General features: G+C 62.7%; 27 protein-coding genes. 14 read left to right on the top strand and 13 right to left on the bottom strand.

Features of this window, described 5'->3' with window-relative positions:
- Position 1: 1 nt before the first annotated feature.
- The 10 genes from Q0094_RS00255 to Q0094_RS00210 form a co-directional block, all read right to left on the bottom strand.
- The gene (locus Q0094_RS00255; RefSeq protein WP_297613991.1) at positions 2-1,213 is read right to left on the bottom strand and encodes an ABC transporter ATP-binding protein; all 1,212 of its coding nucleotides are present in this window, start codon (positions 1,211-1,213) and stop codon (positions 2-4) included.
- Positions 1,206-1,940 carry an ABC transporter ATP-binding protein gene (locus Q0094_RS00250; RefSeq protein WP_297613989.1) on the bottom strand — a complete coding sequence of 245 codons (735 nt, stop codon included), beginning with the start codon at positions 1,938-1,940 and terminating at the stop codon, positions 1,206-1,208. The genes Q0094_RS00255 and Q0094_RS00250 overlap by 8 nt, the downstream gene beginning before the upstream one ends.
- Positions 1,937-2,866, bottom strand: coding sequence for a branched-chain amino acid ABC transporter permease (locus Q0094_RS00245; RefSeq protein ID WP_297613987.1), 930 nt, complete (start codon positions 2,864-2,866; stop codon positions 1,937-1,939). The genes Q0094_RS00250 and Q0094_RS00245 overlap by 4 nt, the downstream gene beginning before the upstream one ends.
- Positions 2,863-3,729 carry a branched-chain amino acid ABC transporter permease gene (locus Q0094_RS00240; RefSeq protein ID WP_297613985.1) on the bottom strand — a complete coding sequence of 289 codons (867 nt, stop codon included), beginning with the start codon at positions 3,727-3,729 and terminating at the stop codon, positions 2,863-2,865. The genes Q0094_RS00245 and Q0094_RS00240 overlap by 4 nt, the downstream gene beginning before the upstream one ends.
- A 64-nt stretch (positions 3,730-3,793) precedes the next feature.
- Positions 3,794-5,002: an amino acid ABC transporter substrate-binding protein gene (locus Q0094_RS00235; protein WP_297613983.1), complete on the bottom strand. Its 1,209-nt coding sequence runs from the start codon at positions 5,000-5,002 to the stop codon at positions 3,794-3,796.
- 366 nt (positions 5,003-5,368) lie between these two features.
- On the bottom strand, positions 5,369-6,058 hold the full coding sequence (locus Q0094_RS00230) for a fumarylacetoacetate hydrolase family protein (protein WP_297613981.1): 690 nt from the start codon (positions 6,056-6,058) through the stop codon (positions 5,369-5,371).
- 67 nt (positions 6,059-6,125) lie between these two features.
- The gene (locus Q0094_RS00225) at positions 6,126-6,986 is read right to left on the bottom strand and encodes an ABC transporter permease (RefSeq protein ID WP_297613979.1); all 861 of its coding nucleotides are present in this window, start codon (positions 6,984-6,986) and stop codon (positions 6,126-6,128) included.
- A complete protein-coding gene (locus Q0094_RS00220; protein WP_297613977.1) occupies positions 6,983-7,792 on the bottom strand; it encodes an ABC transporter ATP-binding protein in 810 nt (269 codons plus the stop codon). Before Q0094_RS00220 ends, Q0094_RS00225 begins: the two co-directional genes overlap by 4 nt.
- Positions 7,789-8,808 carry an ABC transporter substrate-binding protein gene (locus tag Q0094_RS00215; RefSeq protein ID WP_297613975.1) on the bottom strand — a complete coding sequence of 340 codons (1,020 nt, stop codon included), beginning with the start codon at positions 8,806-8,808 and terminating at the stop codon, positions 7,789-7,791. Before Q0094_RS00215 ends, Q0094_RS00220 begins: the two co-directional genes overlap by 4 nt.
- 118 nt (positions 8,809-8,926) lie before the next feature.
- On the bottom strand, positions 8,927-9,874 hold the full coding sequence (locus Q0094_RS00210; RefSeq protein WP_297613973.1) for a fumarylacetoacetate hydrolase family protein: 948 nt from the start codon (positions 9,872-9,874) through the stop codon (positions 8,927-8,929).
- Positions 9,875-10,150: 276 nt separating this feature from the next.
- Between Q0094_RS00210 and Q0094_RS00205 the strand changes: the two genes are divergently transcribed.
- On the top strand, positions 10,151-10,810 hold the full coding sequence (locus Q0094_RS00205) for a GntR family transcriptional regulator (protein WP_297613971.1): 660 nt from the start codon (positions 10,151-10,153) through the stop codon (positions 10,808-10,810).
- A gap of 24 nt (positions 10,811-10,834) precedes the next feature.
- Here the strand turns inward: Q0094_RS00205 and Q0094_RS00200 are convergent, their stop codons facing one another.
- From Q0094_RS00200 to Q0094_RS00190, 3 genes are all read right to left on the bottom strand, one after another.
- Entirely contained in the window at positions 10,835-11,896 is a 1,062-nt protein-coding gene (locus Q0094_RS00200) for a YeeE/YedE family protein (RefSeq protein WP_297613969.1), read from the bottom strand.
- A 45-nt stretch (positions 11,897-11,941) separates the two neighbouring features.
- Positions 11,942-12,280, bottom strand: coding sequence for a metalloregulator ArsR/SmtB family transcription factor (locus tag Q0094_RS00195; RefSeq protein ID WP_297614115.1), 339 nt, complete (start codon positions 12,278-12,280; stop codon positions 11,942-11,944).
- A 121-nt stretch (positions 12,281-12,401) separates the two neighbouring features.
- Positions 12,402-12,785 (bottom strand): thioredoxin family protein, encoded by a 384-nt coding sequence (locus Q0094_RS00190; RefSeq protein WP_297613967.1) that lies wholly within the window; start codon positions 12,783-12,785, stop codon positions 12,402-12,404.
- Between the two features lie 96 nt (positions 12,786-12,881).
- Between Q0094_RS00190 and Q0094_RS00185 the strand changes: the two genes are divergently transcribed.
- The 13 genes from Q0094_RS00185 to hemA all read left to right on the top strand — a co-directional run bounded on the left by Q0094_RS00185 (position 12,882) and on the right by hemA (position 24,514).
- A complete protein-coding gene (locus tag Q0094_RS00185; protein WP_297613965.1) occupies positions 12,882-13,622 on the top strand; it encodes a cytochrome c biogenesis protein CcdA in 741 nt (246 codons plus the stop codon).
- A gap of 41 nt (positions 13,623-13,663) precedes the next feature.
- Positions 13,664-14,245 carry a thioredoxin family protein gene (locus Q0094_RS00180; RefSeq protein ID WP_297613963.1) on the top strand — a complete coding sequence of 194 codons (582 nt, stop codon included), beginning with the start codon at positions 13,664-13,666 and terminating at the stop codon, positions 14,243-14,245.
- Positions 14,246-14,366: 121 nt separating this feature from the next.
- Complete coding sequence (gene soxX, locus Q0094_RS00175) at positions 14,367-14,846, top strand: sulfur oxidation c-type cytochrome SoxX (RefSeq protein WP_297613961.1); 480 nt, start codon at positions 14,367-14,369, stop codon at positions 14,844-14,846.
- A gap of 41 nt (positions 14,847-14,887) precedes the next feature.
- Positions 14,888-15,310: a thiosulfate oxidation carrier protein SoxY gene (soxY, locus tag Q0094_RS00170; protein WP_297613959.1), complete on the top strand. Its 423-nt coding sequence runs from the start codon at positions 14,888-14,890 to the stop codon at positions 15,308-15,310.
- A 26-nt stretch (positions 15,311-15,336) separates the two neighbouring features.
- Entirely contained in the window at positions 15,337-15,666 is a 330-nt protein-coding gene (soxZ, locus tag Q0094_RS00165; RefSeq protein ID WP_297613957.1) for a thiosulfate oxidation carrier complex protein SoxZ, read from the top strand.
- Between the two features lie 49 nt (positions 15,667-15,715).
- The gene (soxA, locus tag Q0094_RS00160) at positions 15,716-16,582 is read left to right on the top strand and encodes a sulfur oxidation c-type cytochrome SoxA (protein WP_297613955.1); all 867 of its coding nucleotides are present in this window, start codon (positions 15,716-15,718) and stop codon (positions 16,580-16,582) included.
- A gap of 87 nt (positions 16,583-16,669) precedes the next feature.
- The gene (gene soxB, locus Q0094_RS00155; protein ID WP_297613952.1) at positions 16,670-18,364 is read left to right on the top strand and encodes a thiosulfohydrolase SoxB; all 1,695 of its coding nucleotides are present in this window, start codon (positions 16,670-16,672) and stop codon (positions 18,362-18,364) included.
- A 32-nt stretch (positions 18,365-18,396) separates the two neighbouring features.
- Positions 18,397-19,671, top strand: coding sequence for a sulfite dehydrogenase (gene soxC, locus Q0094_RS00150; RefSeq protein WP_297613950.1), 1,275 nt, complete (start codon positions 18,397-18,399; stop codon positions 19,669-19,671).
- A 1-nt stretch (position 19,672) separates the two neighbouring features.
- A complete protein-coding gene (locus tag Q0094_RS00145) occupies positions 19,673-20,746 on the top strand; it encodes a c-type cytochrome (protein WP_297613948.1) in 1,074 nt (357 codons plus the stop codon).
- Positions 20,743-21,438: a c-type cytochrome gene (locus tag Q0094_RS00140; RefSeq protein ID WP_297613946.1), complete on the top strand. Its 696-nt coding sequence runs from the start codon at positions 20,743-20,745 to the stop codon at positions 21,436-21,438. The genes Q0094_RS00145 and Q0094_RS00140 overlap by 4 nt, the downstream gene beginning before the upstream one ends.
- An 81-nt stretch (positions 21,439-21,519) precedes the next feature.
- Complete coding sequence (locus tag Q0094_RS00135) at positions 21,520-22,785, top strand: NAD(P)/FAD-dependent oxidoreductase (protein WP_297613944.1); 1,266 nt, start codon at positions 21,520-21,522, stop codon at positions 22,783-22,785.
- Positions 22,786-22,847: 62 nt separating this feature from the next.
- Positions 22,848-23,282, top strand: a complete 435-nt coding sequence (locus tag Q0094_RS00130) for a DUF302 domain-containing protein (RefSeq protein WP_297613942.1) — start codon at positions 22,848-22,850, stop codon at positions 23,280-23,282.
- Positions 23,279-24,514, top strand: coding sequence for a 5-aminolevulinate synthase (gene hemA / locus Q0094_RS00125; protein WP_297613940.1), 1,236 nt, complete (start codon positions 23,279-23,281; stop codon positions 24,512-24,514). Before Q0094_RS00130 ends, hemA begins: the two co-directional genes overlap by 4 nt.
- Positions 24,515-24,635: the final 121 nt, after the last annotated feature.

Below are 24,635 nucleotides of genomic sequence, written 5' to 3'. Positions count from 1 at the left end.
CTCAGATCTCCGTGCGTTCGAATTGCGACGTGCCGGGGCGGCGGCGATAGCGTTCCAGCGTGCCGCCGGTGGTCTCGCTCAAGCTCGGCGTCGGGGCAGGGGCGGGTGATGCGGGGGCCGGTGCTGCGGTCGCGGTCGCGGCCGGGGCTGCGGGTCGTGCGGTGGGGCGCAGCGCCGGCAGGGCGCTGGTCTCGCGTCGCCCTGTCATCGCGCGGCGCGCGGCCTCTTCCATGCTGGTCATCATCTGTGACAGCGCGGCATCCCGGGCTGCACCCAGAATGGCTGGCGGGTTGCCCGGACGCGGCACAAGGGTCGGGCGGGGGCCTGTGGTCTCGATCGCCTGCCGCCCGGCCGCAGCCACGACCGCGTCGATATCCACGCCCGAGATCTGCGAGGCCGAAACCGACATGCTTGCAGCGGGGCGCACGCCAAAGGCTTTGCGCGGCGCATCCGCAATGGCTTGCGCGGCGCGTGCGGGGGCAGGGGTCGCGCCACGATGGCCCGCCGCACCGCCCAGATAGGCCGCCTGTACCGCCGGATCGCGTTTCAGGGTATCGGCGCGATCCTCACGCTCGACGCGGCCATTCTCAAGCAGGTATCCGCGATCGGCGATGCCAAGCGACAGCTTGGCGTTTTGTTCCACCAGCAAGATGCCAAGCCCCGCCGCCCGCACCGCTTTCAGGCTTTGGAACAGATCCCTCGACAAAAGCGGCGACAGGCCCAGCGACGGCTCATCGAGCATCAGGATCGTCGGGTTCGACATCATGGCGCGCCCGATGGCGACCATCTGTTGTTCGCCCCCCGACATGGTCGAAACGGTTTGCCCCGCCCGGTCGGCCAGCTTGGGAAACAGCCGGATCAGCCGGTCATAATTCCCCTCTGCCTCATCGCGGGCGCGCGCGGGGTTGGCGCCCAGCATTAAGTTTTCCTTGACCGTCAGCTCACCGAACACGCCGCGCCCTTCGGGCACCAGGGCGATGCCCTGTTCTACCACCTTGTGGGCGGCCAGACCCAAAAGCGGCTCGCCGCCCATGCTGACCGGGCCCGAGGAATGCCCCTCGCAAATCCCCGCGATGGCCTTGAGCAGCGTGGATTTGCCCGCGCCATTGGCGCCAAGGATGACGACGATCTCGCCCGGCTTGACCGTCAGCGATACCCCCGACAGCGCCCGGTGCTTGCCATAGGAAACCGCAAGATCGCTGACCTCAAGCATCCTCATCCTCTCCCAGATAGGCGCGGATCACGCCGGGGTCCGACAAAACCTCGGCCGGGGTGCCTTGGGCGATCTTGGCGCCCGACGACATCACCACGCAGCGGTCGCACAGGCTGCGGATCGCGTCCATCACATGCTCGACCAGAATGATCGTGCGCCCCTCGTCGCGCAAGCTGCGCACAAGATCGATGCCGGTGGCAAGCTCGGTCGGGTTCAGACCGGCCAACCATTCATCCAGCAGCAGCACCGCCGGATCGCCCGCCAGCGCGCGCGCCAGTTCCACCCGCTTGGTGTCGATATAGGTGAGCGAGGACACAGGCAGGCCGATGGCCCCCCCAAGCCCCACCCGATCCAGAAGCTGGCGGGCATGCAATTCGGCGGTTCTGCCCCATGTGCGGCGATGACCGAAAACCGCGCCTGCCACGACATTTTCCACCACACTGAGTTCCGGCAAAAGCCGCACAAGCTGGAACGTGCGCCCCACACCCAGGCGCGCGGTCTTGTGTGCGGGCAGCCCGGCCAGATCCGCGCCATTCAGGCGGATCGACCCCTCGCTTGGGGCAAACAGCCCCGAGATCATGTTGATCATCGTGGATTTGCCCGAGCCATTGGGCCCGATGATCCCCATCACCTGATGCTCGGTCACATCAAAGCTCATGTCGCGCACCGCGACCAGACCGCCAAAGCGCTTGGTCACGCCTTGCACCTGAAGAACGGTCCGGCTCATGCCCCGCCCCCCTGATGAAAGCGCCGCCGGATGCGCGCCCAAAGTCCGACAAAGCCTCCGGGAAGCACATAGACGATCAAAAGAAACACCACGCCCAGCAGCAAGAGCGTCTGGTTGGGGGCTTGGCGCGTGATGAATTCCCACAAAAGCGTAAAGGGAATGACGCCCGCCAAGGGCCCCCAAAGCCGCCCCGTGCCGCCCAGAAGCGCCATGATCACGACCTGAAAGGACAAGAGCGGCGCAAAGGCGGTCGAGGGTTCGATATAGATGTAGCGCGGGGCCAGCATGGCACCGACCGCCGCCGCCGCCATGCCGGGAATGGTGAAAAGCGCCACCTTGGCCAGCGCCGTGTCGATGCCGACATGACGCGCGACGGTTTCGTCATTGCCGATGATGCGCAGCGCAAAGCCCAGCTTCGAGCGCCCGATCAGCCAGCCCGCCAGATAGACAAGTGCCGCCAACCCCAGAAGCATCCAGTAGATGTCGCGCTCGGTGATCGAGGTCAGCACATACATGCCGCGCTGCCCGGTCTGGTTTTGCACCCATGTCACGACCTGGCGCACCAGTTCGGCCAGCCCCAGCGTGAAGATCACGAAATAGACACCCGACAGGCGCAAGGTCACCATGCCGACCAGCGCGGCCAGGATCCCGCCAAGGCCGGCGGCAATCAGCGGCAGCATCCAGAAGGGAAGCGTCTGGAACCCAAGGCCCGTGACAAAGGTGCCCACCCCGAAAAATGCCGCCGTCGCCAATGAGATGTAATGCGTCGGTCCCGAAAACAGCGCCCAGGACGTCGCCAGCACGACGAACATCGCCATGGTGGTGGCCATGCTCAGCCAATAGGGCCCGGCCACGAACGGCACAAAGACAGCAGCGATCAGCAGCGCCACCCAGGGAAGGGCCTTGAGAAATTCCTGTCCGCTCATGTCGGTTTCTTTCCGAACAGCCCCTGTGGCCGGAACAACAAGACGCCCAGAAACAGCACATAGGCCGCCGCCAGCGTCAGGCCCGGGTCGATCAGCCGTGCGACGGCGGTTTCGCAAATGCCCAGGATCATGGCCGCCACGATCGTGCCGCGGATATCGCCGACCCCGCCCATGATCACGATGATCAGCGCCTTCATGGTGAACAGGATGCCGACCGATGCATCAAGCGTGAAGAACATCGAGATCAACGCGCCCCCCACCGCCGTCACCGCGCCGCCAAGCCCAAAGGCCAGCGCGGATGCCGCGCGCGTGTCGATGCCCACCAGCCGTGCCGAGGACGGGTTGACCGCCAGCGCCCGAAGCCTGAGGCCCGCGCGCGTGTAGCTCAGCCACAGCCACAGCCCCAACCCGATGATCGCCGCCAGCACAAAGGCCACCAGCCGGTTCTGGCCATAGGACGACCCGAAGATGTCGACGGGTTGGGCCAGATAGGCGTAATTGAAATAGCCGCCCCCAAACAGCGCGGTCATGATGCCGACCAGCGCAAAGGACATGCCGAATGTCGCAAGGATGCTGTCGACCTCAAGCGCGCCGCGGCTTTTGGCGCGGCTGACCAGCGGTTGCAACATGATGCGGTAGATCAGCCAGTTCAGCACGAACGCAATCGGCGCGACCAGCACAAGTGCTGCCACCGGGCTGACCTGTGCGGCGGTATAGGCCCAGAAGGCCGCGAAACCGCCCGCCACCAGAAGCTCGCCATTGGCAAGGTTCATGATGCGCGCGACGCCGTATTGCAGGTTCAGCCCCAGCGCGATGAGGGCATAGGTGCCCCCCAGCAGCAGGCCGGTGATCAAGATGAACATGTTGCGCCCTGTTCCCGAAAGAGACGGGCGGCAGGACAAGGCCCGCCGCCCGCATCAGATCAGATCAGTTCCAGCCGTCGAACAGCTGAACGTCGACGGCCCCGTCCCGGCCGCGCGCGGCCACACCACGGAACACGCCGTTCTGCCACTGTCCCACGGTCCAGTAGCGCTCGTTGTCGTTGTTCTCGTTGAAGTTGACGGGGCCAAGGATGGTTTCGTAGCTGTTGGCGCGATCCTGAAGATGCGTCAGCACCGCCGCGCGGTCGGCCGAACCGACAGCCTCGATCGCCTGACCCAGAACCTCGAGCGTGGCATAGGTCGCGGCCGAGGCCCAGAAATCGGGGCCCTGTCCGGCCAAGGCGGTGTGCGCCTCGACAAAGGCCTTGAAGGCCGGGTCATCGGCATTGACGCCGCCCATGCCCATCACGCCCTCGATCTGGTCGCCAAAGCGGGCAGCATAGCCCGGAAAGGCGGTCGCGACGGCGGTGAAGAACACGCTGGGGGCAAAGCCCTGCACGATGGCCTGATCGGTCAGCGCGAAGGTGTCGCCGGGATAGGACCATGCGATAAAGGCGTCGGCTTCGGCCGATTTCGCACCGTCGATGATCGGGGCCAGATCCTGTGTGCCCAGCGGGTAGGACGATTCATACACGATCTCGAAGCCCGCGTCTTGCAGCACGGCCTTGGAAATGCCCAACATCTCGATCCCGAAGGCATCCGCCACATTGACCAGCGCCACGCGGTTGCCGATCGAACCCGCTTCGCGCAGTTCCACCAGAACGCGGGCGGTGTCTTCGGCCATCACGCCGGTGCGGCCCAGCAGGAAGAACATGTTGGGAAACTGAGCGGCCAGTTCGGGCTGCTGGTTGGTCACGGCGGTGCCCGTGATCTGGGGATAGCCAAGCTGGGCAAAGATCGGGGCTGCGGCAAGGTTCAGGCCCGTGGAATAGGGCGAGACCATGAAATCCACCTGATCTTGCGTGGCCAGACGCTGGGCGGCCTGAATGGCCTGCTGCGGGTTTGTCTGATCGTCATATTCGACCAGCTCGATCATGGCCTTGCCATTGGCAAGCTGCAGGCCACCCGCTTCGTTGGTCTGATGCACCCAAAGCCGCACGGCGGGCCAATGGGTGACGGCAGCGCCGCCCGCAAGCGGGCCCGACTGCGGCGCGGCCGCGCCAAGACGAATCGTCTCTTGCGCCGATGCGGCGCCAAGACCGGCTATGGCCAGCGCCAATGTGGCGGTGGCCGTCATGAGTGTTCTGCGAAGCATCTTTCCCTCCCGATCTGGGGCATGTGCCATGCAATTGCATGCAAACATCAGCCCCGGTTCCCTGTTGCGGCCGCTTTGACGGACGGGCGGATTGTCAGATCGCGCCTGTAAGCCTTGCGTTTGGGCGCTGTGCTGTCCTCCACGGCACGCCGCGAGCGCATTTTGCTTGTATACATTTCGAGATCAAGCGCTCTGCGGATATGCTGCACATTTTAAACCAGAGGTTGCACCGTGCTGGCTTAATCCGGGCAGGTGCTGGTCGTTTCCGGGCCTGACCGCGCGGGCAGGAAAAAAGCCGCGCAACCGCGCGGCTTTTCGTGGGCCATGACCGGGTGCCCGGGCGCGCCCGGTGGTCGTGGCGGGGCTTCAGACGACCTTGACCGTCAGATCGCCGACATGGGCCACATGACCTTCCATCACATCGCCGCGCTGGATCGGCCCGACACCTGCCGGGGTGCCCGTCATGATGACATCGCCCGGGCACAATTCGAAATAGCGCGACAAGATCGCGATCATCTCGGGCACTTTCCAGATCATCTGGTTCAGATCGCCCTCTTGCTGCACCACGCCATTGACCTTGAGCCAGATTGCGCCTTCGCTGGGGTGGCCGATCTCTGACGCCGGAACCAGGGCCGTGCAGGGGGCGGATTTGTCAAAGGATTTTCCAACCTCCCAGGGGCGGCCAAGCTTTTTGGCATCGCCCTGCAGGTCACGCCGGGTCATGTCAAGACCCACGCCGTAGCCATAGACATGGTCGAGCGCCGTTTCCACGGGGATGTTCGATCCGCCCTGTGACAGGGCCACGATCAATTCGATCTCGTAATGCACATCATTGGTTTCGGTCGGATAGGGGAAATCGCCGAAGATGATGTTGTCGGGGCTTTTCTGAAAGAAAAACGGCGGCTCCTTGTTGGGGTCATGGCCCATTTCTATGGCATGGGCCGCATAGTTGCGCCCGATGCAATACACCCGGCGCACTGGAAATGTCTTGTCCGAACCCGCGACAGGAAAGCGCGTGATCGGGGCTGGGTCAAAAAGGTCGTTCGATTGTGTCATTGTCGGGTTCCTTGGTGGTGGTCTTGCGGCGGGTGATGCCTTACCCCGAAGGGTAGGGCAACCGCCGTCAACTGTCGGTCACGGTGCTGGATTTGTGCCAGAACACAAAACGGCGCTGGGTCCAGACCACGGCCATGAAGATCGCCAGTCCGATGACGCTGAGATAGATGATCAGCGCAAAGACGCGTGCGGTATCGAGATTGGTGGAGGCCACCCGGATCAGATCGCCAAAGCCCCGGCCACCGCCCAGAAACTCGCCGGTGATCGCCCCCGCCATCACGCCGACCGAGCCGATTTTCAGGCCGGTAAAGAAATGGGGCATGCCCGTCGGCAGCTTCATTTTCATCAGTGTCTGAAACCGCGTGGCCCCCATGGTCTTGAACAGCATGCGGGCGTTGTCATCGGCTGCATGCAGACCGGCGGCGGTGCCCACGATGATCGGGAATGTGGCGATAAAGGTCGCCAGCGCCACCTTGCTTTCGATGCCAAAGCCCAGCCATGCGATGAACAGGGGCGCGAATGCCACCTTTGGCATGGTGTCGATGGCCACCAGATAGGGCATCACCGCGCGCTCGCCAAAGGCAGTTTCGCCCACCAGGACCCCCAGCGAAAAGCCGATCGCGGTTGCCAGCAAGAATGCATACCCCACCGTCTTGAGCGTGATCCACAGCGGGGTCAGCATGTAGCCGCCGGTGAACAGATTATGGCCCACGAAATAAAGCTGGTTTGCCGTATCGCCGGGCGACGGCAGCAAGATCGGCGACACAAGCCCCGTCAGATGCGTCAGCTGCCAGATCACGATGAAGATGACGAAAATCGCCAGCATCGCGACCCAGCGCGGCACGCGGTCGAACCATGAGACATTTTCGACCCAGACCGTGCTGGGAAAACCGCCAGAGGCGGCGTTGCCTTGATCCATCAGGGTCATGCCAATGCTCCTTCGTCCAGTTGTGACCGGATCCGGTCGACCAGCGCCCCGAATTGCGGCGTGGTCATCATCTCAAGCGTGCGCGGGCGCGGCAGATCGATCACCACCTCTTCCACAAACCGGCCGGGGCGGGGCGACATGACATAGACCACATCCGACAAGATCACCGCTTCCTGGATGGAATGGGTGACCAGAAAGGTCGTCGCATTGCGCTCGCGGCAGATGCGCTGAAGCTCCATGTTCATGAAGTCGCGCGTCAACTCGTCAAGGGCGCTGAAGGGTTCATCGAGCAATAGAACCGATGGCTGCGACACCAGCATCCGACAGATCGCCGCGCGCTGGGCCATGCCGCCCGACAATTCGTTGGGAAACACATGTTCGAAGCCGGTCAGACCGGCCATCGCCAACAGATCGCGGGCGCGATCATGGGCCTGCCGGGCGGCAGCCTTGCCGTCGCGGATCTCGATGGGCAGCACGATGTTTTCCAGGACCGTCCGCCAGGGAAACAACGTGGCTTGCTGAAACATCATGCCGATGTCTTCGCGCGGGCCCATCACGGGCTTGCCTTCCAGCATGACGCTTCCTGCCGAGGGCGGCGTCAGACCCGCCATGATCTTGAGCAGCGTGGATTTCCCGCACCCGCTGGCACCGATGACGGAAGAAAAGCTGCCTTCGACAAGGGTCAGGTTCACGTCGTCAAGCGCATGGATACCGCGCTTGGCGTAGAATTTGTTTACGCCCCTCAGGACGTAGACCGGCCGCGCATCCTGTGCGGCCGGTTCCTTTTGTTGCGGTGAAACGCTCACGGAAGCGTGTTCCATGCTTCGACGAAGGCATTGGAATAGACGACCGAGACATCGGGCAAAGCAGCCGGAAGATCGCCAGAGGCCACGAGGTTGTCGTGCCAGACCTGCCAATGCTCGGGGTCGTTGTAGCCCCAGCCATTGTCGGGGTTATGCGGCAAGCCCTTGGCCAGAACGGCATCAAGCAGCGCATTTGCAAAACCACGATCCTCGATCTCTTGCGGGTTGGCCACTTCGAGATGGTCCAGCACGCGATCGCGGTTGGCGGGATCACGGGTGAAGATGGTCGCGCGCACCAGCGCCCGGCCGAAGCCTTCGACGATTTCGGGGTTCTCATTCACATAGGCGGTCATGGCGGCGTAGCCATTCCCAAAGAGTGTGTCGAACTTTTCGGGGGTGATGTCGCGCATCGGCATGCCGCGGAAGGTGATGATCGCGCGGTCTGCCAGGGACCCGACATAGGCCACGATATCGCCGCGCTGAAGGCCCGCCGTTGCAGGCCCGCCGTCACCCACGGGGATGAAGGTATAGTCTGCCGGTTCGCTCATGCCGTAGTCGGACAAGATCGCGCGGGCAAAGCCCACTTCGGCACCATCGGCCGTGCCGACCCCGATCGTGGCACCGCGAAGATCCTCGGGCGACTGGATCGGCGATCCTTCCTGCACCAGGATGCCGAACGAGCTGCGCGGCAACGAGTTGTAAAGGAAGGTCACCTCGACACCGCGCGAATTGGCGACGATGACGGGGGCAGGGCCGGGACGGCCGAAATCGGCCTGACCTGCGGCCAGTGCCTGAAGGATCGCGGACGAGCCGTTGACCGCCTGTGTGGTGACCGAAAGCCCCTCATCAGCGAAATAGCCTTCGCCCACGGCCACATGGACCGGGAACGAGTTGATGGCCGACGGGCTGGGCGAAACGAAAGTGATCTCTTTCACATCCTGTGCCGCCGCCGCCAGAGGCATAAGCCCCAGCGTGGCTGCAAGGATGCCCTTGCGCGTGAAACGAGCCAAGGTCTTCATGTTTGCAGTCCTCCCTGTTGGTGAGAATGTCCCGCCGGAGATGTCTCCAATCATCGCCGTCCGGGTCTTGATTGGTCGGTCCTGGCACGGGCCAACCAATTGCACTGGTCCCAAGCCCTCAGGCCGTGACCTTGTCCTCGCTGGCCGCATATTTTCCACTGGTCTGTGGCGGCAGGGGGCCAAGCCCCTTGGACGTGCGTTCCAGCCGCGTCTCGCGGGGCCATGTGCGGTGCAGATCATCGTGGACCTTGATCATCAGCCGCCCCAGATGGGTGCATTCCAGTTCGATCGTGTCGTCATGCTGGATGCTGCTGAGGCCGCGATGATTGGTGCCGGTGGCCAGAATGTCGCCCGGTTCCAGCGTGTGGATCGAGCTTGCCCATGAAATGCAGCGCGCGATGTTGTGGGCCATGTCGCTGGCGTGAAAATCCTGTTTCAAAACGCCGTTCACCCATAGTTTCAGCGAAATGTCATAGGGATCGGCGATCTCGTCGGCGGTCACGATCCAGGGGCCGGTGGGCGCGAATGTCTCGCGCGATTTGCCCTGAAAGAACACGTTGCGATCGGGCGGCAGGCCACGGGCCGAGCCATCGAGAAAGTTCATGTAGCCAAAGATATGGCCCATCGCATCCGCTTCCGCGACATTGGAGGCGCGCTTGCCGATGATCACGGCGAATTCCGCTTCGCATTCGAAATTGGACGCGGGCGCATCGGGCAAGATCATGCGCTCGCCCGGGCCGATCACGGCGTTCGAGACCTTGTGGAAGGCATTGATCGGCGGCGGCGCGGGCAAGGTGCCGTCTTCCATGTAATTGGTGGCCATGCACACGATGTTGCGCGGGCGCGGCAGCGGTGCGCGAATGCGGATGGAGGCGAGCTTGACGCCGGGCGCGCTTGCGACATGCGCCTCGATCCGGGCGCGGTAGGCGTCGAAGTCAGCAATCAGCGCGGCCATCAGATCTTCGCGCCGCAGATGCGGCAAATCGGTCAGAAGCCCCGTCACATTGACGCCTTCATCCCCCCGCAGCACGAAAACCTCGTGGTCATTGCCGTAGAACAGCCGCATGCGTCTTCCCCTTGTGTCGGTTGCTGTTGTGATTCTTTGTTGCCTTTATCCGAAGGATTGTCGATTATTTTCTTCGCGGCAAATCTTTTTCGGAAAAGATCATCCGATCGGCACTTTGTCGAACCTGCTTTTCATCGGACTGTGCTTTGCCAAGGGAAGGCCTGCGTGAGATGTCGGGCGTTTGTGTCGTGATTTTGAGGACTTGCCGGATTAAACACGATGGCTTAGGTGCCGGGCGTCAATTTGGCCGGGAAAGATCGGCTATGGGAACGGGTTATGTCGGATAAGGCTCAATCGCTCGGCATTTCGGTCTTTCACGAGATCAAGCGCGATATCCTTATGGCCACGCTGCCGCCGCGCCAGAAACTCGGGCTCAAGATGCTGTCGGATCGCTATAATTGCGGCACCTCGCCCATCCGCGAGGCGCTCAATCAGTTGACCGTCGAAGGCTGGGTGCAGCGCATCGACAAGCGCGGATTTTTCGTGGCCGATGCCTCGGCGGTTGATTTCGGCGACATCTTGCAAAACCGGTGCCTGCTGGAAGGTGAGGCGCTGCGTCGGTCCATCGCCCAGGGCGACAGCCGGTGGGAAGAACACGTGGTCGTCGCCCATTTCCGGATGAGTGCGCTGGACCGAGACGCCGACGACAAGCCCGGCGCCGTCGTGTCAGCCTGGGAAGTGGCGCATCGCAACTTTCATCAGGCGCTGATTTCGGCCTGTGGTTCGCGCATCTTGTTGGAAAACTGCGCCCGGCTATACGAATTGAACATCCGCTACCGTGTCTTGGCGCGCGGAAAGTCGCGCGTGGTGCGCAACGTCTTGCATGAACATGACGAAATCAAGGCTCTGACCCTCAAGCGCGATACCGAGGGGGCGGTCGATGCGCTGGTGCGTCATTACATGGCAACGGGGGAATTCCTGTTTCCCAAGACCTGACCACGGGCCACAGGCATGCGCCAGCTATGCGGCGCGGCTCAGCCCGATCCCTTCGATCAGATGGCGCAGACCCAGCCAGCCGCCCAGCCAGATCATGGCCGCCACCACCGGTGCGTGCACCGACAGGACCGACATCGCCCCCAGACCTTGCCCGACCGAACACCCCGCCGCCAGCACCGCGCCAATGCCCATCAGGACCGCGCCGCCCATCTGGCGCTTCAACTCGCGCGGATCATCACAGGCTTCCCAGCGGAACCCATCGCGGATCACGCTGCCGATCAGCGCCCCGATGACCACGCCCAAAACCGAACCGATGGCGAAATCGGGTTCCAGCCCTGACGACAGCATCGTGTAACGGATGGTGTCGCCCACCGCGGCGGTGAAGCTGTGCGAATGCACCGCGACAGGGTCAAAGCCGTTGTCGGCCACCCAATAACTGCCCACAAACCCCGAGGTGATGGCAAGCCCGGCCATGCCGGCCCAGAATATTTCCGTGTGGCGCCTTGCCCGCAGCAACGCCATCGCCGCGCCGCCCGCCAGGATGACCCCAAGCCCCCCCGCGACCGCAACGGCCGGCAGGGCGCTGGCGGCCCCGATCACATGCGCCCAGCCCTGTGGCGTGTCCTGCATCGGATCGATGGGGAAAAAGCGCGCCCGTATCGCGGCCAAAGGCCCAAAAAGCATGACATAGGCCGTAACCCCCATGATCAGCGCGATGACCAGCGCCCGCAGATCGCCGCCGCCCAGCCGCGCCAGCATGCCGTAGCCGCAATTGCCCGCCTGCGCCATGCCATAGCCAAAGAGCAACCCGCCCAGCGCCGCCCCGCCCAGCGTAAAGCCGTTTTGCAGATAGATGGTTTGGTCAAGCCGGATCAGCCCGGCGGCCTCGGCCGCGAAATTGGCGGTCATGGCCACGCCCAAGGCCAGCACCCACATCCACAGCCGCCCGCGGTCATTGCCGTAATGGACATCCTCGATCATGCCCAGAGTACAAAAACGACCCAGCCGCGCCGCAAGCCCAAGCACAACACCACCGCCAAGGCCGATCAGGGTGATCGTCCAGCTTTCTCCAACAAGTTCGAGCACGTTCCCTCCCTTGCCGCCAGACGCGCGCCGGTCTGGCGGGGCGCGTCAGGTGCAGAACAACTCGTAGACACGTTCGATGATCATGCGTGCCCGGTCATCTGTCAAACTGTAATAGATCTGCTTGCCGTCGCGCCGGGCCGTCACCAGCCCCTCAAGCCTGAGCCGCGACAGCTGTTGCGACACAGCCGCCTGCCGCGAAGACAGCATTTCCTCGATTTCGGTCACGGATTTCTCGCCATTGGCCAGCGAACACAAGATCATCAACCGGCCCTCATGGCTGATCGCCTTGAGAAAATCCGATGCGGTCTGCGCATTGTCGCGCAAGCGGCGCCATGTGGCCTCGTCTATGTCCTGGTCCACCCGTGGCAAGACGGATGCGCGCATCTCCGCCCGATCCAGCGGGTCAAGCCCAGCCAATTCGTTGTGCACGGTCATGTCATGATCCCCTTTGCGCGCAAATTGTCGCCTTGCGCCGGCAAATCAAGGGCAAAAACGGGCGATGGTCTCATCTGCCTGCATCCTGTGTCGCCCAATCCGCATCGTCTTGCCGCAACAGCCGATCAAGCAGCGGCCAAAAGAAATCTTCGCCCGGATAGCCCTCGATCCGGCCGATTTCCTGCCCGTCACGCACAAGCACAAAGGTGGGGGTGTAGACGGGGCGGCGCGCAAGGGTCAGATCCTTGGGCAACGCGTGCAGATCGACCACCCGCAGCGGCGCCGCGCGGCCTTCGGGGGTGATGGGGTATTCGGGGCCGACATCGGCGTGCCAGCTTATGCAATAGGCACAGCCGCGCTGTTCGACCATCACCAGTTCCAGCCCATCCGCCCGCAAAGCGCCGGGTGCCAACAGCAGCGCACAGATCAGCAGCCCCGCAAGCTGCACAACCATGCGGCGAAAAAACTGTTTTGACTGCAACGTTGACGAAATTCCCATGAGGCCACTAATATGAATTCTTGAATGTGAAGTCCACGGCAGGTCCCTCAAATGTTCGACATTTCCATGACGGGTGCCTTTTTTGCCGGGCTGTTGTCATTTCTGTCGCCCTGTATCCTGCCGATGGTGCCATTCTACCTGAGTTATCTGGGCGGGATGAGTGCGTTCGAGGTGGCCCAGGGCGGCGCCGTGACGCGGGCGGTCCGGTTGCGTGCCATCCTGGGGGCGGCGGTCTTTGCGGCGGGCGTGCTGACGGTGTTTGTGGCGCTGGGCGCCTCGGCGTCGGTCTTTGGACAGGTGCTGCGCGACTGGTTCGATGTGCTGCGCTATGTGGCGGCCGCGCTGATCATCGCCATGGGTCTGCATTTTCTGGGCGTGATCCGCATCGGCTTTCTCAATCGCAGCTTGCGCGCCGAACCCGGCGACAGCGCCAATCTGGGCTTGGGCGGCGCCTATCTGATCGGGCTGGCCTTTGCCTTTGGCTGGACGCCCTGCGTGGGCCCGGTGCTGGCGGCGATCCTGTTTCTGGCGGGATCGACCGGATCGGCGGGGCAGGGGGTGGCGTTGCTGGCCGCCTATGGGGTGGGGATGACGCTGCCCTTCGTGCTGGCGGCTGGCTTTGTCGGGCCCTTCATGCGGCTGATGGGCCGCTTCCGGCGGCATCTGGGCATGGTCGAGAAAATCATGGGCGGCGCGTTGGTGGTGTTTGGCATTTTGATCGCCACCAATGCGCTGCTCTACATTGCAGAGTGGATGATCAACACGTTCGAGGTGTTTCAGACCATCGGGTGACGCACCCCGCCACAGCCAAGGGCAGCAGGAGGCCCAATGCCATGTTTGCAAGACTGACAGGATGGATTGCCGCAGCGATGTTCGCGCTGGCCACGCCTGCGCTGGCCGAGTTGGGCGATGACGGGCTGCACATTGCGCCCTGGATCCATGAGACCTTCCTCGACCTGCGTGAGGATCTGGCCGATGCCAACGCCCAAGGCCGCCGCTTTGCCGTGATCATCGAACAGCGCGGCTGCATCTACTGCTCCAAGATGCATGAAGAGGTCTGGGTCGTGCCCGATATCCTCAAGATGCTGGAGGAAGATTTCTATTTTGTCCGCATCAACATGCATGGCGCGACCGAGGTGACCGATTTCGACGGCGAGACGATGGAAGAGCGCCAGATCGCGCGGCGCTGGCGCAATCTGTTCACGCCGACGATCTTGTTCTTTCCCGAAGCTGTCCCCGAGGATGTGACCGGGATTGAAGCGGCAGCCGTCGTCATGCCCGGTGCCTTTGGTCGCTGGACCACCTTCAACATGCTCAACTGGGTCCTGGAACAAGGCTATGCGGGCGAGGAAGATTTCCAGCGATATCATGCCCGTATGTTCGCACAGCAAGCCGCGGCGGGGGCTGTCGATTGACCTGCGGGTGGCACAAGATGGCGCTCACATGCAAAAAATCAAATGTGTTGTTGCAATCATTGCGCGTGTAGGTCTACGGTATACCACGGCCTACTGACTCGGCCAAAGGGAGGGAATCGAAGTGAAGCGCCAGATCATGCTGGCGGCAGGGCTCATGCTCGCCGCAACCAGCCTTCAAGCCGATGTTGTTGCTCCAAACGATGTGGTGGCAAATGAATACGGTGAAATCGCAGCGTCCTTGACCGGACAGGCCGGCAACCCGCAACGCGGTGCCGAGATCATGGTCAGCCGGGCTGCGGGAAACTGCCTTGCCTGTCATCAGGTCAGCGCACTGGATGAATTCGCCTGGCATGGCGAAGTTGGCCCCTCGCTCGACGGTGTGGCCACACGCTGGGACGAGGCCGGATTGCGCGGGTTGATCGTCAATGCGGATGTGATGTTCCCCGACTCGATCATGCCCTCGTTCTACCGCATCTCGGGCTATACCCGTCCGGGCGATGCCTACACAGGCAAAGCACCCGAAGGCGAGCTTTCGCCCCTTTTGGCAGCACAAGACATCGAGGATGTCGTTGCCTATCTGATGACCCTGACCGACTACTAGGCCGGTCGGTATTCGTACAAGAATTCAAGGAGAATAGTCTCATGACCCAGACACGCAGGCAATTCGTCGGCAACGGTTTGGCGATTGCGGCGGCCTTTTTCGGTCTTCCGCATATCGCAAACGCCGCAACGCTCGAAGAGGCCATCGCCACATTCACCGGTGGTTCGGACGCGGCTTCGGACGGTATCACCCTGATTGCCCCCGAGATTGCCGAGAACGGCAATACCGTTCCAATCGAGGTAGATGCACCCGGTGCTGCCGCGATTATTCTGTTTGCCGCTGGCAACCCAAACCCCGATGTCTGCACCGTCAATTTCGGCCCTGCTGCCGGATCGCATATGGTTTCGACCCGCATCCGCCTGGCCGGTGAGCAAGAAGTTGTCGCGATCGCACGCATGGCTGACGGCAGCTTCAAGCAGGCGCGTCAGAATGTGCGTGTGACCATCGGCGGCTGCGGCGGCTGAACCAGTTAGGACAAGGAGATAAGACAATGGCAGAGAATGTTGTTCCCCGCGTCCGCGTTCCGCGTGATGCTTCCGCTGGCGAGAGCGTATCGGTGCGGACTTTGATCAGCCACCCGATGGAAAGTGGCATGCGTCGTGGCAGCGATGGCAATCTGATCCCGCGTCAGATCATCAACCGCTTCACTTGTGCCTTCAACGGCGCGATGGTGGTCGATGTCGAGATCCAGGCGGGTGTCGCCACGAACCCCTATTTCCAATTCGATGCCAAGGTGGACCAGAGCGGCAGCTTTGAATTCACTTGGTATGATGATGACGGATCGGTCTACACCGAAACGGCAGAAATCGCAGTCGCCTGACGGCGGCGACAAGATCAGACCGAGCCGTCGCAAGGGAGGATTGACGACCATGACTGGAAAAACGCTTCTTGGTGGCGTCGCGGCGGCAGGGCTTGCCGTCGGGGTGGCCGGGATCGGTTTTGCCGATATCCGGACGGGTGACAGCCTGGTGATCAATGGCGATCTCGCCATGATCACCGAGGCACCAGCGCCCGAGTTTCTGCAAGATCGTGTCACTACGATCTATTCAGGCTGGGTGTTTCGGACCGATGAAACCCGCGCCATGCAGGCAGATGATTTCGACAACCCGGCCATGCTTTATGCCGAGCAGGGTTTGACAGCCTTTGAGACCGCGATGGGCAGCGAAGGCAAAAGCTGCGCTAGCTGTCATGAAAATGCTGAAAGCCTTGCGGGTGTGCGGGCCAGCTATCCCAAGTGGGATGCCGAGCATGGCGCGGTGCAAACCGTCGAGATGCAGATCATCGAATGCCAGACCGAGCGTATGGGCGTTGCTGAACCCTATGGCTATGACAGCCAAGCCATGCGCAACATGGCCTCGCTGATCGCATCTGTTGGGCGCGGCCAGACGATCAATGTCGCCATCGACGGCCCCGTGGCCGAGACCTGGGCCTTTGGTGAAGAGATCTACTATACCAAGTATGGTCAGCTCGAACTCAGCTGTGCGGATTGCCACGAGAACAACTATGGCAACCTGATCCGCGCCGACCATCTGAGCCAAGGCCAGATCAACGGCTTTCCGGCCTATCGCCTGAAGAACGCCAATGTGAACTCGGTCCATGGTCGCTTTCGCGGCTGCATCCGTGACACGCGCGGCGAAACTTTTGCAGTGGGTAGCCCGGAATTCGTGGCGCTTGAGCTATACGTCGCCTCGCGCGGCAATGGCTTGACGGTCGAAGGGCCGTCGGTGCGCAACTAATCCATCGACAACGCCGTCCCGGATGCAGTCTGGGGCGGTGTCTACGTTCATACATTCATATTTTGGAATAACATCAGAGGTTGCATCATGATCTCGCGTCGCCATTTCGTGCAGGCCGCGCTGGCCACCTCGGCGCTTTACGGGGCCTCGGGCTTTGGCAACTGGGCGCGGCTGGCCGCGCAGCAAACGCTGTCCCAAGACGATCTGATCGGCACGGGCGGTCCGGGCAATGTGACGCTGATCCACATCACCGATATCCATGCCCAGACCCAACCGATCTATTTCCGCGAGCCGGAATTCAACATCGGCGTGGGCATCCATGCGGGCCAGCCGCCGCATCTGGTGGGGGCGGAATTTCGCGCGCGCTTTGGCATCACGCAGGGCTCGGCGATGGATTACGCGCTGACCTACACCGATTTCGAAGCCATGGCGCGCGGCTATGGGCGCATGGGCGGGCTTGACCGCATCGCGACCGTGGTCAAGGCGATCCGGGCACAAGCCCCCCACGCGCTGTTGCTGGATGGGGGCGACACATGGCAGGGTTCGCTGCCCAGCTTGCGCACGCGCGGTCTGGACATGGTCCAGCTGATGAACGCGCTCGGCGTCGAGGCGATGACCTCGCATTGGGAATTCACGCTGGGCTCTGACCGCGTCAACGAGCTGCTCGAGAACCATGTCGATCCTGCCTTTCTTGGTGCGAATATCTTCGATGTGGAGTGGGATGAACCGGTCTATGATGACTACAAGATCTTTGAGCGCAATGGCACCGCCATCGGTGTGATCGGTCAGGCATTCCCCTACATGCCGATTGCCAATCCCGGCTGGATGTTCCCTGAATTGAGCTTTGGCTTGCGCCGCGATCGCATCGCCGAGGTGGTGCAAGAGGTCCGCGCGGCGGGCGCCGAGGTGGTGGTGCTGTTGTCGCACAACGGCTTTGACGTGGATCGCCAGTTCGCCCGCGACATTCCGGGCATCGACGTGATCCTGACGGGCCACACCCATGACGCGCTGCCCGAACCCATTCAGGTCGGCAATACCTTCCTGATCGCCAGCGGGTCGCATGGCAAATTCCTCAGCCGCGTCGATCTCGATGTTCAGGATGGCGCGATGACGGGCATCAGCCACCGCCTGATCCCGATCCTTTCGGATGTCATCGCGCCCGACCCGGAAATGACTGCGCTGGTGGCCGAGACCCGCGCCCCCTACAGCGCCGAAATGGCCGAGGTGATCGGCCAGTCCGGATCGCTCTTGTATCGGCGCGGCAATTTCAACGGCACCTGGGATGATGTGATCTGTGACGCGCTGATTTCCCAGCGCGACGCCCAGATCGCCCTTTCCCCCGGCTTCCGCTGGGGGGCCGCTGTTCTGCCCGGTCAGGACATCACGCGCGAAGATATCTACAACGTCACCGCAATGACCTATCCCAATGCCTACCGCATGGAGATGTCGGGCGGGCAGCTGCACACCATCATGGAAGACGTGGCTGCCAATATCTTCAACCCCGATGCCTATTACCAGCAAGGCGGCGATATGGTGCGGGTGGGCGGCATGGGCTACCGCATCGACACCACCCAGCCGCAGGGCAGCCGCATCACCGAAATGACGCTGCTGGCCACCGGTGAACGGCTGGTGGCCGATCAGAATTACGTGGTGGCCGGATGGGCCAGCGTGAACGAAGGCACCGAAGGCCCAGCCATCTGGGACGTGGTCGAAAACCACATCCGCGCGCAGCGCACCGTCACCCTTGAACCCAACAACACAGTCGACGTGGTGGGCGGCTGAGGCCGCAACCGGAACAACAGAGGTATCGAAACATGACCGACACCCCCAGACAGACCCCATCGCGCCGCCAGTTTCTGGCCGGTGCCGCCGTGGCGACAGGGGCGGCTGCGACCGGCAAGCTGGTCCATGCCCAGGTGGCAGGCCCCGACCCGAAGATCACCGAATTGCAGCCCTGGATGCAGTATCTGGGCGACGGCGTCGATGCCAAGCCCTATGGCTTTCCCTCAAAGCACGAGGCCAATGTCGTCCGCCGCACGGTGCCATGGCTGACCGCCGATGCGGTTTCCTCGATCAATTTCACGCCGCTGCACGAGCTTGAAGGGATCATCACGCCCAACGGCTTGTGTTTCGAGCGGCACCATTCCGGCGTGGCCGACATTCCCTGGGCCGATCACCGGCTGATGATCAACGGGCTGGTCGACAACCCGATGGTCTTCACCATGGATGACCTGATGCGCTTTCCGCGCGAAAACCGGACCTATTTCCTTGAATGTGCGGCCAACACCGGCATGGAATGGCGCGGTGCGCAGCTCAACGGGGTGCAGTTCACCCATGGCATGATCCATAACGTCGTCTATACCGGCGTGCCGCTGCGGCTGTTGCTGCAAGAGGCGGGCGTGCGGACCACGGGCACATGGCTTTTGGCCGAAGGGGCCGATGCCTCGGGGATGACGCGGTCGATCCCGATGGAAAAGGCGCTCGATGATTGTCTGGTGGCCACCCATATGAATGGCGAACGGTTGCGGGCCGAACAGGGCTATCCGGTGCGTCTGGTCGTGCCCGGCTGGGAAGGCAACATGTGGGTCAAATGGCTGCGCCGGATCGAGGTGGGCGACATGGCCTGGCACCACCGCGAGGAAACCTCCAAATACACCGATCTTCTGGCCAATGGTGTCGCGCGCCGCTTTACCTGGGAGATGGACGCCAAATCCGTCATCACCAACCCCAGCCCGCAAGCGCCGATCACCCATGGCCCGGGGCCCACGGTCCTGAGCGGGGTTGCGTGGTCGGGGCGCGGCACCATTCCGCGTGTCGATGTCACCATTGATGGCGGCATCACCTGGCATCAGGCGCGCATGTCGGGCCCGTCCTTGGACAAGTCGATGCATCGTTTCTACTATGAATTCGACTGGGATGGGCGGCCGCTTTTGCTGCAAAGCCGCGCCCATGACAGCACCGGCTATGTCCAGCCCACCAAGGACCAGCTGCGCGTCGTGCGCGGGTTCAATTCCATCTACCACAACAACAGCATCCAGACTTGGGCTGTCAATGAAGCAGGCGAGGCGGAAAATGTCGAAATCGGTTGAGATGATGAAGAAACTTGCCCTTTGCTCTGCGCTTGTCGTCGTTGGTGCGGGCCATGCCCTTGCCGAAACCCCGGCCCCCGCGCGCGACGGCGGCTTTGGTCTGGGGCGCACGGCCTTGCCCGAGGAAATCGCCGCCTGGGATATCGACATTCGCCCCGATGGCTTGGGTCTGCCCGTGGGGTCGGGCGATGTCTATACCGGCGAAGAACTCTACATCGACAACTGCGCGGCATGCCACGGCGATTTCGGTGAGGCAGTGGGCCGCTGGCCGGTTCTGGCGGGCGGGCGTGGCACGCTCGATGGTGAGGACCCCCACAAGACCATCGGCTCATACTGGCCGTATCTGTCGACGGTGTGGGATTATGTCCACCGCGCCATGCCCTATGGTGGAGCGCAATCGCTCAGCAATGATGATGTCTATGCAATCACGGCCTATCTCATGTATCTCAATGACATGGTCGATGATGATTTCGAACTTTCGAACGAGAATTTCCTTGAGGTGGCGATGCCCAACGAGGCCGCTTTCCTCATGGATGATCGGGCCACAACGGAATTGACCGCCTTTGCGGCCGAACCTTGCATGGAAAATTGTCGTGACAGCGTGGCGATCACCGCACGCGCCACGGTCTTGTCGGTGACCCCGGAAACCGAAGGCGCCGCAGCCACGCCTGCCGCCGTGGTCGAGACAGCCACAGCACCGGCCCCGGCCGCAGCCCCCGAACCCGTTGCATCGGCCGGGCCCGACCCGGAACTGGTCGCGGCCGGCGAGGCGCTGTTTCGGCAATGCGCCTCGTGCCATCAGATCGGCGATGGCGCCAACAACCGCACAGGCCCCATGCTCAACAACACCTTTGGCGCCCCCGTCGGCAGCCATGACGGGTTTCGCTATTCGCCCGCCTTCGTGGCGGCCCGCGACGCCGGCATGGTTTGGGACGAGGCAAGCCTGACGGCCTTTCTTCAGGATCCGCGCGGGACGATTGCGGGCAACCGAATGGCATTCCGCGGCCTTCGGTCCCCAGAAGAAGCGGCAGCCATGATTGCCTATCTGCGCGCCACCGGCGGCGAGGCGCCATGACAGGGTTGCGCGCATTCACCGGCGCGTTGACCTTTGCGGTTTTGGCAGCGGCGACCTTCCCGGCGCTGGCCGAAGGCGACCCGGCACAGGGCGAGACCCTGTTTCGCCCGTGCCGGGCTTGCCACATGATCGGGGACGGCGCGGTGCATCGCGTCGGGCCCCATCTGAACGGGATCGTGGACCGCGCCATCGGGGCGTCTCCGGGGTATCAGTTCTCGGATGCGCTGGCCAATGCAGGGGCTGAGGGGCGCGTCTGGACCGAAGGCTCGCTGGATCGCTACATGGCGGGCCCGAGCGATTATTTCCCGGGTACGCGCATGGTGTTTCGCGGCGTCCGCTCCGAGCAAGATCGCCAGCATCTGATCGCCTATATGCTGGCAGCAGGCGGGCGCAGCGAAGCGGGCGCGGAATTGGCCGAAGTGGCCGTTGCCCCCGAAATCGCCGCCATTCTCGAGATTTCAGGCGATGTGCCCTATGGCGAATATCTGTCGTCTGAATGCACCGCATGCCATCGCGACAGCGGCGGGTCCGACATTCCATCGATCCGGGGGCTCGCGCCGTCGGTCTTCATTGCAGGAATGGTTGCCTATCGGGATGGATCGCGCGAACATCAGGTGATGAACACCGTCGCACGGCGGCTGGGCGATGAGGAACTTGCGGCACTTGCCGCCTATTTCGCGGTGGCTCATTGAGGTAACGGTCAAATAAAACATGCGTCACAAGATCGGCGCCACAACATGACGCCCCACAGGGGCAAAAAAGGGAGAAATGACATGACCATCAACAGACGCGCCTTTCTGGGGACATCGGTTGCCCTGACGGCATCCTTGGCCGCGCCGATGATTGCCCGCGCACAGGCCACGCCGCGCGTGGTCGTCGTGGGCGGCGGATCGGGCGGGGCCACGGCGGCCCGCTATATCGCACGCGACAGCGCGGGTGCCGTCGACGTCACGCTGATCGAACCTCAGCGGACCTATCACACCTGCTATTTCGGCAATCTCTATCTGGGCGGGTTCTTCAACTATGACGACCTCGGCCATGGGTATGGCGGGCTTGCCAGCAACTACGGCATCAATGTCGTGCATGACTGGGCTGTGGGCGTGGATCGTGATGCCAAGACGGTGGCGCTGGCCACGGGTGCCAGCGTTCCCTACGACAAGCTTGTGTTGAGCCCCGGCATCGATTTCGTCGAAGGCAGCGTTGCGGGCTGGTCGGTGTCGGCGCAAAGCCGCATGCCGCACGCCTACAAGGGCGGCACCCAGGTCGAATTGTTGCGCGCCCAGATCGCGGCGATGCCACAGGGTGGTACATTCGCCATGGTCGCGCCGCCCAACCCCTATCGCTGCCCGCCCGGCCCCTATGAGCGGATCTCGATGGTGGCCCATTACCTGCGGGAAAACAATCCGACCGCCAAGATCTTGCTGGTCGACCCCAAGGAAACCTTTTCCAAGCAGGGGCTGTTCGAGGATGGATGGAACCGCCATTATGCGGGCATGATCACCCGCATTGGCCCCGATATGGGAAGCGCGGTGGTCGAGGTTGATCCGGCCGCGATGACCGTGACCATCGATGGCGTGGTCGAAAAGGTCGATGTCTGCAACGTCATCCCCGGCCAGCGGGCGGGTCAGATCGCCTTTGCCGCGGGCATCACCGATGGCAACTGGGCGCCCGTGTCGGCCTATGACATGTCGAGCAAGGTCGATCCCGACATCACCGTTCTGGGCGATGCGGCCGCACAGGGCGCGATGCCCAAATCCGGTTTCTCGGCCAACAGCCAGGCCAAGGTGGCGGCCAACGCCATCGTGTCGGCGCTGACCGGATCGCGGGCCTTTCCGGCGCGCTATTCCAACACCTGCTGGTCGCTGCTTGACACCGATGACGGCATCAAGGTCGGTGCGACCTATGAAGCCTCGGCCGAAGGCATCGTGGCGATCGACAACTTTGTCAGCCAGATTGGCGAAGCCGCCGATCTGCGCGCGGCGACCTATCGCGAAAGCCTCGATTGGTACGCGGCCATCACCACGGACATGTTCGTCTGATCACAAGGGCCCGCGGGCGGCATCGTCTGTCCCGCGGGTTCCACCAACCGGAGGCGGCACCCATGACGCGATACTTGAGCTTCGGCCTGACCCTGGCCATGATCCCCATGACCGCCATGGCACAAGACGCCATCACATTTCCCTATCCGGGCAGCTTCGAGGATGCCAGCTTTGCCGTTGAAAGCGCGATCATCGACCGTGGTCTGGTGATCGATTTCACCAGCCATGTGGGTGACATGCTCAACCGCACCGGGGCCGATGTCGGATCGGCGGAAGTGATCTTTGACAATGCGCAGATCTTTCTTTTTTGTTCGGCCGCCGTATCGCGCCGGGTGATGGAGGCCGATCCGATGAACATCATGCACTGCCCCTATGGGATTTTTGTTGCCGAACGCGAAGGCGCGGTGTTGATCGGCCACCGCGATTATCCCGATGGCCCCATGCAAGAGGTCGAGGCGCTGCTCGATGCCATCATCCTTGAGGCGATGGCACAGTGAGCGGCGACAATCGGTATGACCGCTTTTTTGGTGCCGAACTGGACGCGCTGAAACAGGCCGGCAATTATCGCTTTTTCGCGGATCTCGAACGCCGCCGGGGGGCTTTTCCCGCAGCGCTGAACCGCCATGCCGGCGGCGCACGGCAGATCACGGTCTGGTGTTCGAATGATTATCTGGGCATGGGCCAGCACCCCGATGTGCTGGCGGCCATGCATGCGGCGCTGGATGCGATGGGCGCGGGCGCAGGGGGCACGCGCAACATATCCGGCACGACGCACGCCCATGTGACGCTCGAGGCGGAACTGGCGGATCTTCATGCCAAACAGGCCGCGCTGGTGTTTACCTCGGGCTATGTGTCGAATTGGGCCAGCCTTGGCACGCTGGCGGCGCGCATGCCGGGGTGCGTGGTGGTGTCGGATGCCGGCAATCATGCCTCGATGATCGAGGGTATCCGCCATTCCCGTGCCGATCGTGTCCTGTGGAAACACAATGACATCATGGATCTGGAGGATAAGCTTAAGGCGATACCTCAAGACCGGCCCAAGATCGTGGCCTTTGAATCCGTGTATTCGATGGATGGCGACATCGCCCCCATTGCCGCGATCTGTGATCTGGCGGAACGCTATGGCGCGATGACCTATCTTGATGAGGTGCATGCCGTGGGCCTGTATGGCCCGCGTGGCGGCGGCATCGCCGAGCGCGAGGGGCTGATGGGTCGGATCGACGTGATCCAGGGCACGCTGGGCAAGGCTTACGGCGTGGTCGGTGGCTATGTCGCGGGCTCGGCGGTGATGGTCGATTTCCTGCGCAGCTTTGCCAGCGGGTTCATCTTTACCACCGCCCTGCCGCCCGCGGTGGCGGCTGGTGCCGCGGCGGCGGTGCGTCATCTCAAGATCAGCACGGCCGAGCGTGCCGCCCATCAGGCCCGTGTGGCCGAGGTGCGCGCGCGCCTTGATGCGCACGCCATCCCGCATCTGGCCAATGACAGCCACATCATCCCGGTGATGGTCGGCGACCCGGTCAAATGCCGCTGGATTTCCGACCAACTCATGGATCGTCACGGCATCTACATCCAGCCGATCAATTATCCGACCGTGCCCAAGGGCACCGAGCGTTTGCGCATCACGCCATCGCCCGTCCATTCGGCCGAAGATATCGACCATCTGGTGGGCGCGCTGGCGGATCTGTGGTCGCAATGCCGCCTCGCGCGTCAGCCCCTGGCCGCACAATAGCGCCTTGATGCAGGCCAACGCGCCCAAGGGTGCGGCTGTCTTGATCCGCTGAAAACCAAGCGGCCCAGACATGCTCGAAACCCCGCTGTCGGCCCGTGGCGAACCGCTGGTTCCGGCCGGG

It is taken from the genome of uncultured Roseicyclus sp. (assembly GCF_937892565.1).
GTDB lineage: Bacteria > Pseudomonadota > Alphaproteobacteria > Rhodobacterales > Rhodobacteraceae > Roseicyclus.
Note: the sequence above shows the minus strand (reverse complement) of the source record. Positions and strands in the feature narration are given on the sequence as shown.

Excerpts from the sequence above, each read along its gene's own strand:
- Q0094_RS00255 (WP_297613991.1), bottom strand. The coding sequence starts at position 1,213 with ATGCTTGAGGTCAGCGATCTTGCGGTTTCCTATGGCAAGCACCGGGCG.
- Q0094_RS00250 (WP_297613989.1), bottom strand. The coding sequence starts at position 1,940 with ATGAGCCGGACCGTTCTTCAGGTGCAAGGCGTGACCAAGCGCTTTGGC.
- Q0094_RS00245 (WP_297613987.1), bottom strand. The coding sequence starts at position 2,866 with ATGAGCGGACAGGAATTTCTCAAGGCCCTTCCCTGGGTGGCGCTGCTG.
- Q0094_RS00240 (WP_297613985.1), bottom strand. The coding sequence starts at position 3,729 with ATGTTCATCTTGATCACCGGCCTGCTGCTGGGGGGCACCTATGCCCTC.
- Q0094_RS00235 (WP_297613983.1), bottom strand. The coding sequence starts at position 5,002 with ATGCTTCGCAGAACACTCATGACGGCCACCGCCACATTGGCGCTGGCC.
- Q0094_RS00230 (WP_297613981.1), bottom strand. The coding sequence starts at position 6,058 with ATGACACAATCGAACGACCTTTTTGACCCAGCCCCGATCACGCGCTTT.
- Q0094_RS00225 (WP_297613979.1), bottom strand. The coding sequence starts at position 6,986 with ATGACCCTGATGGATCAAGGCAACGCCGCCTCTGGCGGTTTTCCCAGC.
- Q0094_RS00215 (WP_297613975.1), bottom strand. The coding sequence starts at position 8,808 with ATGAAGACCTTGGCTCGTTTCACGCGCAAGGGCATCCTTGCAGCCACG.
- Q0094_RS00210 (WP_297613973.1), bottom strand. The coding sequence starts at position 9,874 with ATGCGGCTGTTCTACGGCAATGACCACGAGGTTTTCGTGCTGCGGGGG.
- Q0094_RS00205 (WP_297613971.1), top strand. The coding sequence starts at position 10,151 with ATGTCGGATAAGGCTCAATCGCTCGGCATTTCGGTCTTTCACGAGATC.
- Q0094_RS00195 (WP_297614115.1), bottom strand. The coding sequence starts at position 12,280 with ATGCGCGCATCCGTCTTGCCACGGGTGGACCAGGACATAGACGAGGCC.
- Q0094_RS00190 (WP_297613967.1), bottom strand. The coding sequence starts at position 12,785 with ATGGTTGTGCAGCTTGCGGGGCTGCTGATCTGTGCGCTGCTGTTGGCA.
- Q0094_RS00185 (WP_297613965.1), top strand. The coding sequence starts at position 12,882 with ATGTTCGACATTTCCATGACGGGTGCCTTTTTTGCCGGGCTGTTGTCA.
- Q0094_RS00180 (WP_297613963.1), top strand. The coding sequence starts at position 13,664 with ATGTTTGCAAGACTGACAGGATGGATTGCCGCAGCGATGTTCGCGCTG.
- soxY (WP_297613959.1), top strand. The coding sequence starts at position 14,888 with ATGACCCAGACACGCAGGCAATTCGTCGGCAACGGTTTGGCGATTGCG.
- soxZ (WP_297613957.1), top strand. The coding sequence starts at position 15,337 with ATGGCAGAGAATGTTGTTCCCCGCGTCCGCGTTCCGCGTGATGCTTCC.
- soxA (WP_297613955.1), top strand. The coding sequence starts at position 15,716 with ATGACTGGAAAAACGCTTCTTGGTGGCGTCGCGGCGGCAGGGCTTGCC.
- soxB (WP_297613952.1), top strand. The coding sequence starts at position 16,670 with ATGATCTCGCGTCGCCATTTCGTGCAGGCCGCGCTGGCCACCTCGGCG.
- soxC (WP_297613950.1), top strand. The coding sequence starts at position 18,397 with ATGACCGACACCCCCAGACAGACCCCATCGCGCCGCCAGTTTCTGGCC.
- Q0094_RS00145 (WP_297613948.1), top strand. The coding sequence starts at position 19,673 with ATGATGAAGAAACTTGCCCTTTGCTCTGCGCTTGTCGTCGTTGGTGCG.
- Q0094_RS00140 (WP_297613946.1), top strand. The coding sequence starts at position 20,743 with ATGACAGGGTTGCGCGCATTCACCGGCGCGTTGACCTTTGCGGTTTTG.
- Q0094_RS00135 (WP_297613944.1), top strand. The coding sequence starts at position 21,520 with ATGACCATCAACAGACGCGCCTTTCTGGGGACATCGGTTGCCCTGACG.
- Q0094_RS00130 (WP_297613942.1), top strand. The coding sequence starts at position 22,848 with ATGACGCGATACTTGAGCTTCGGCCTGACCCTGGCCATGATCCCCATG.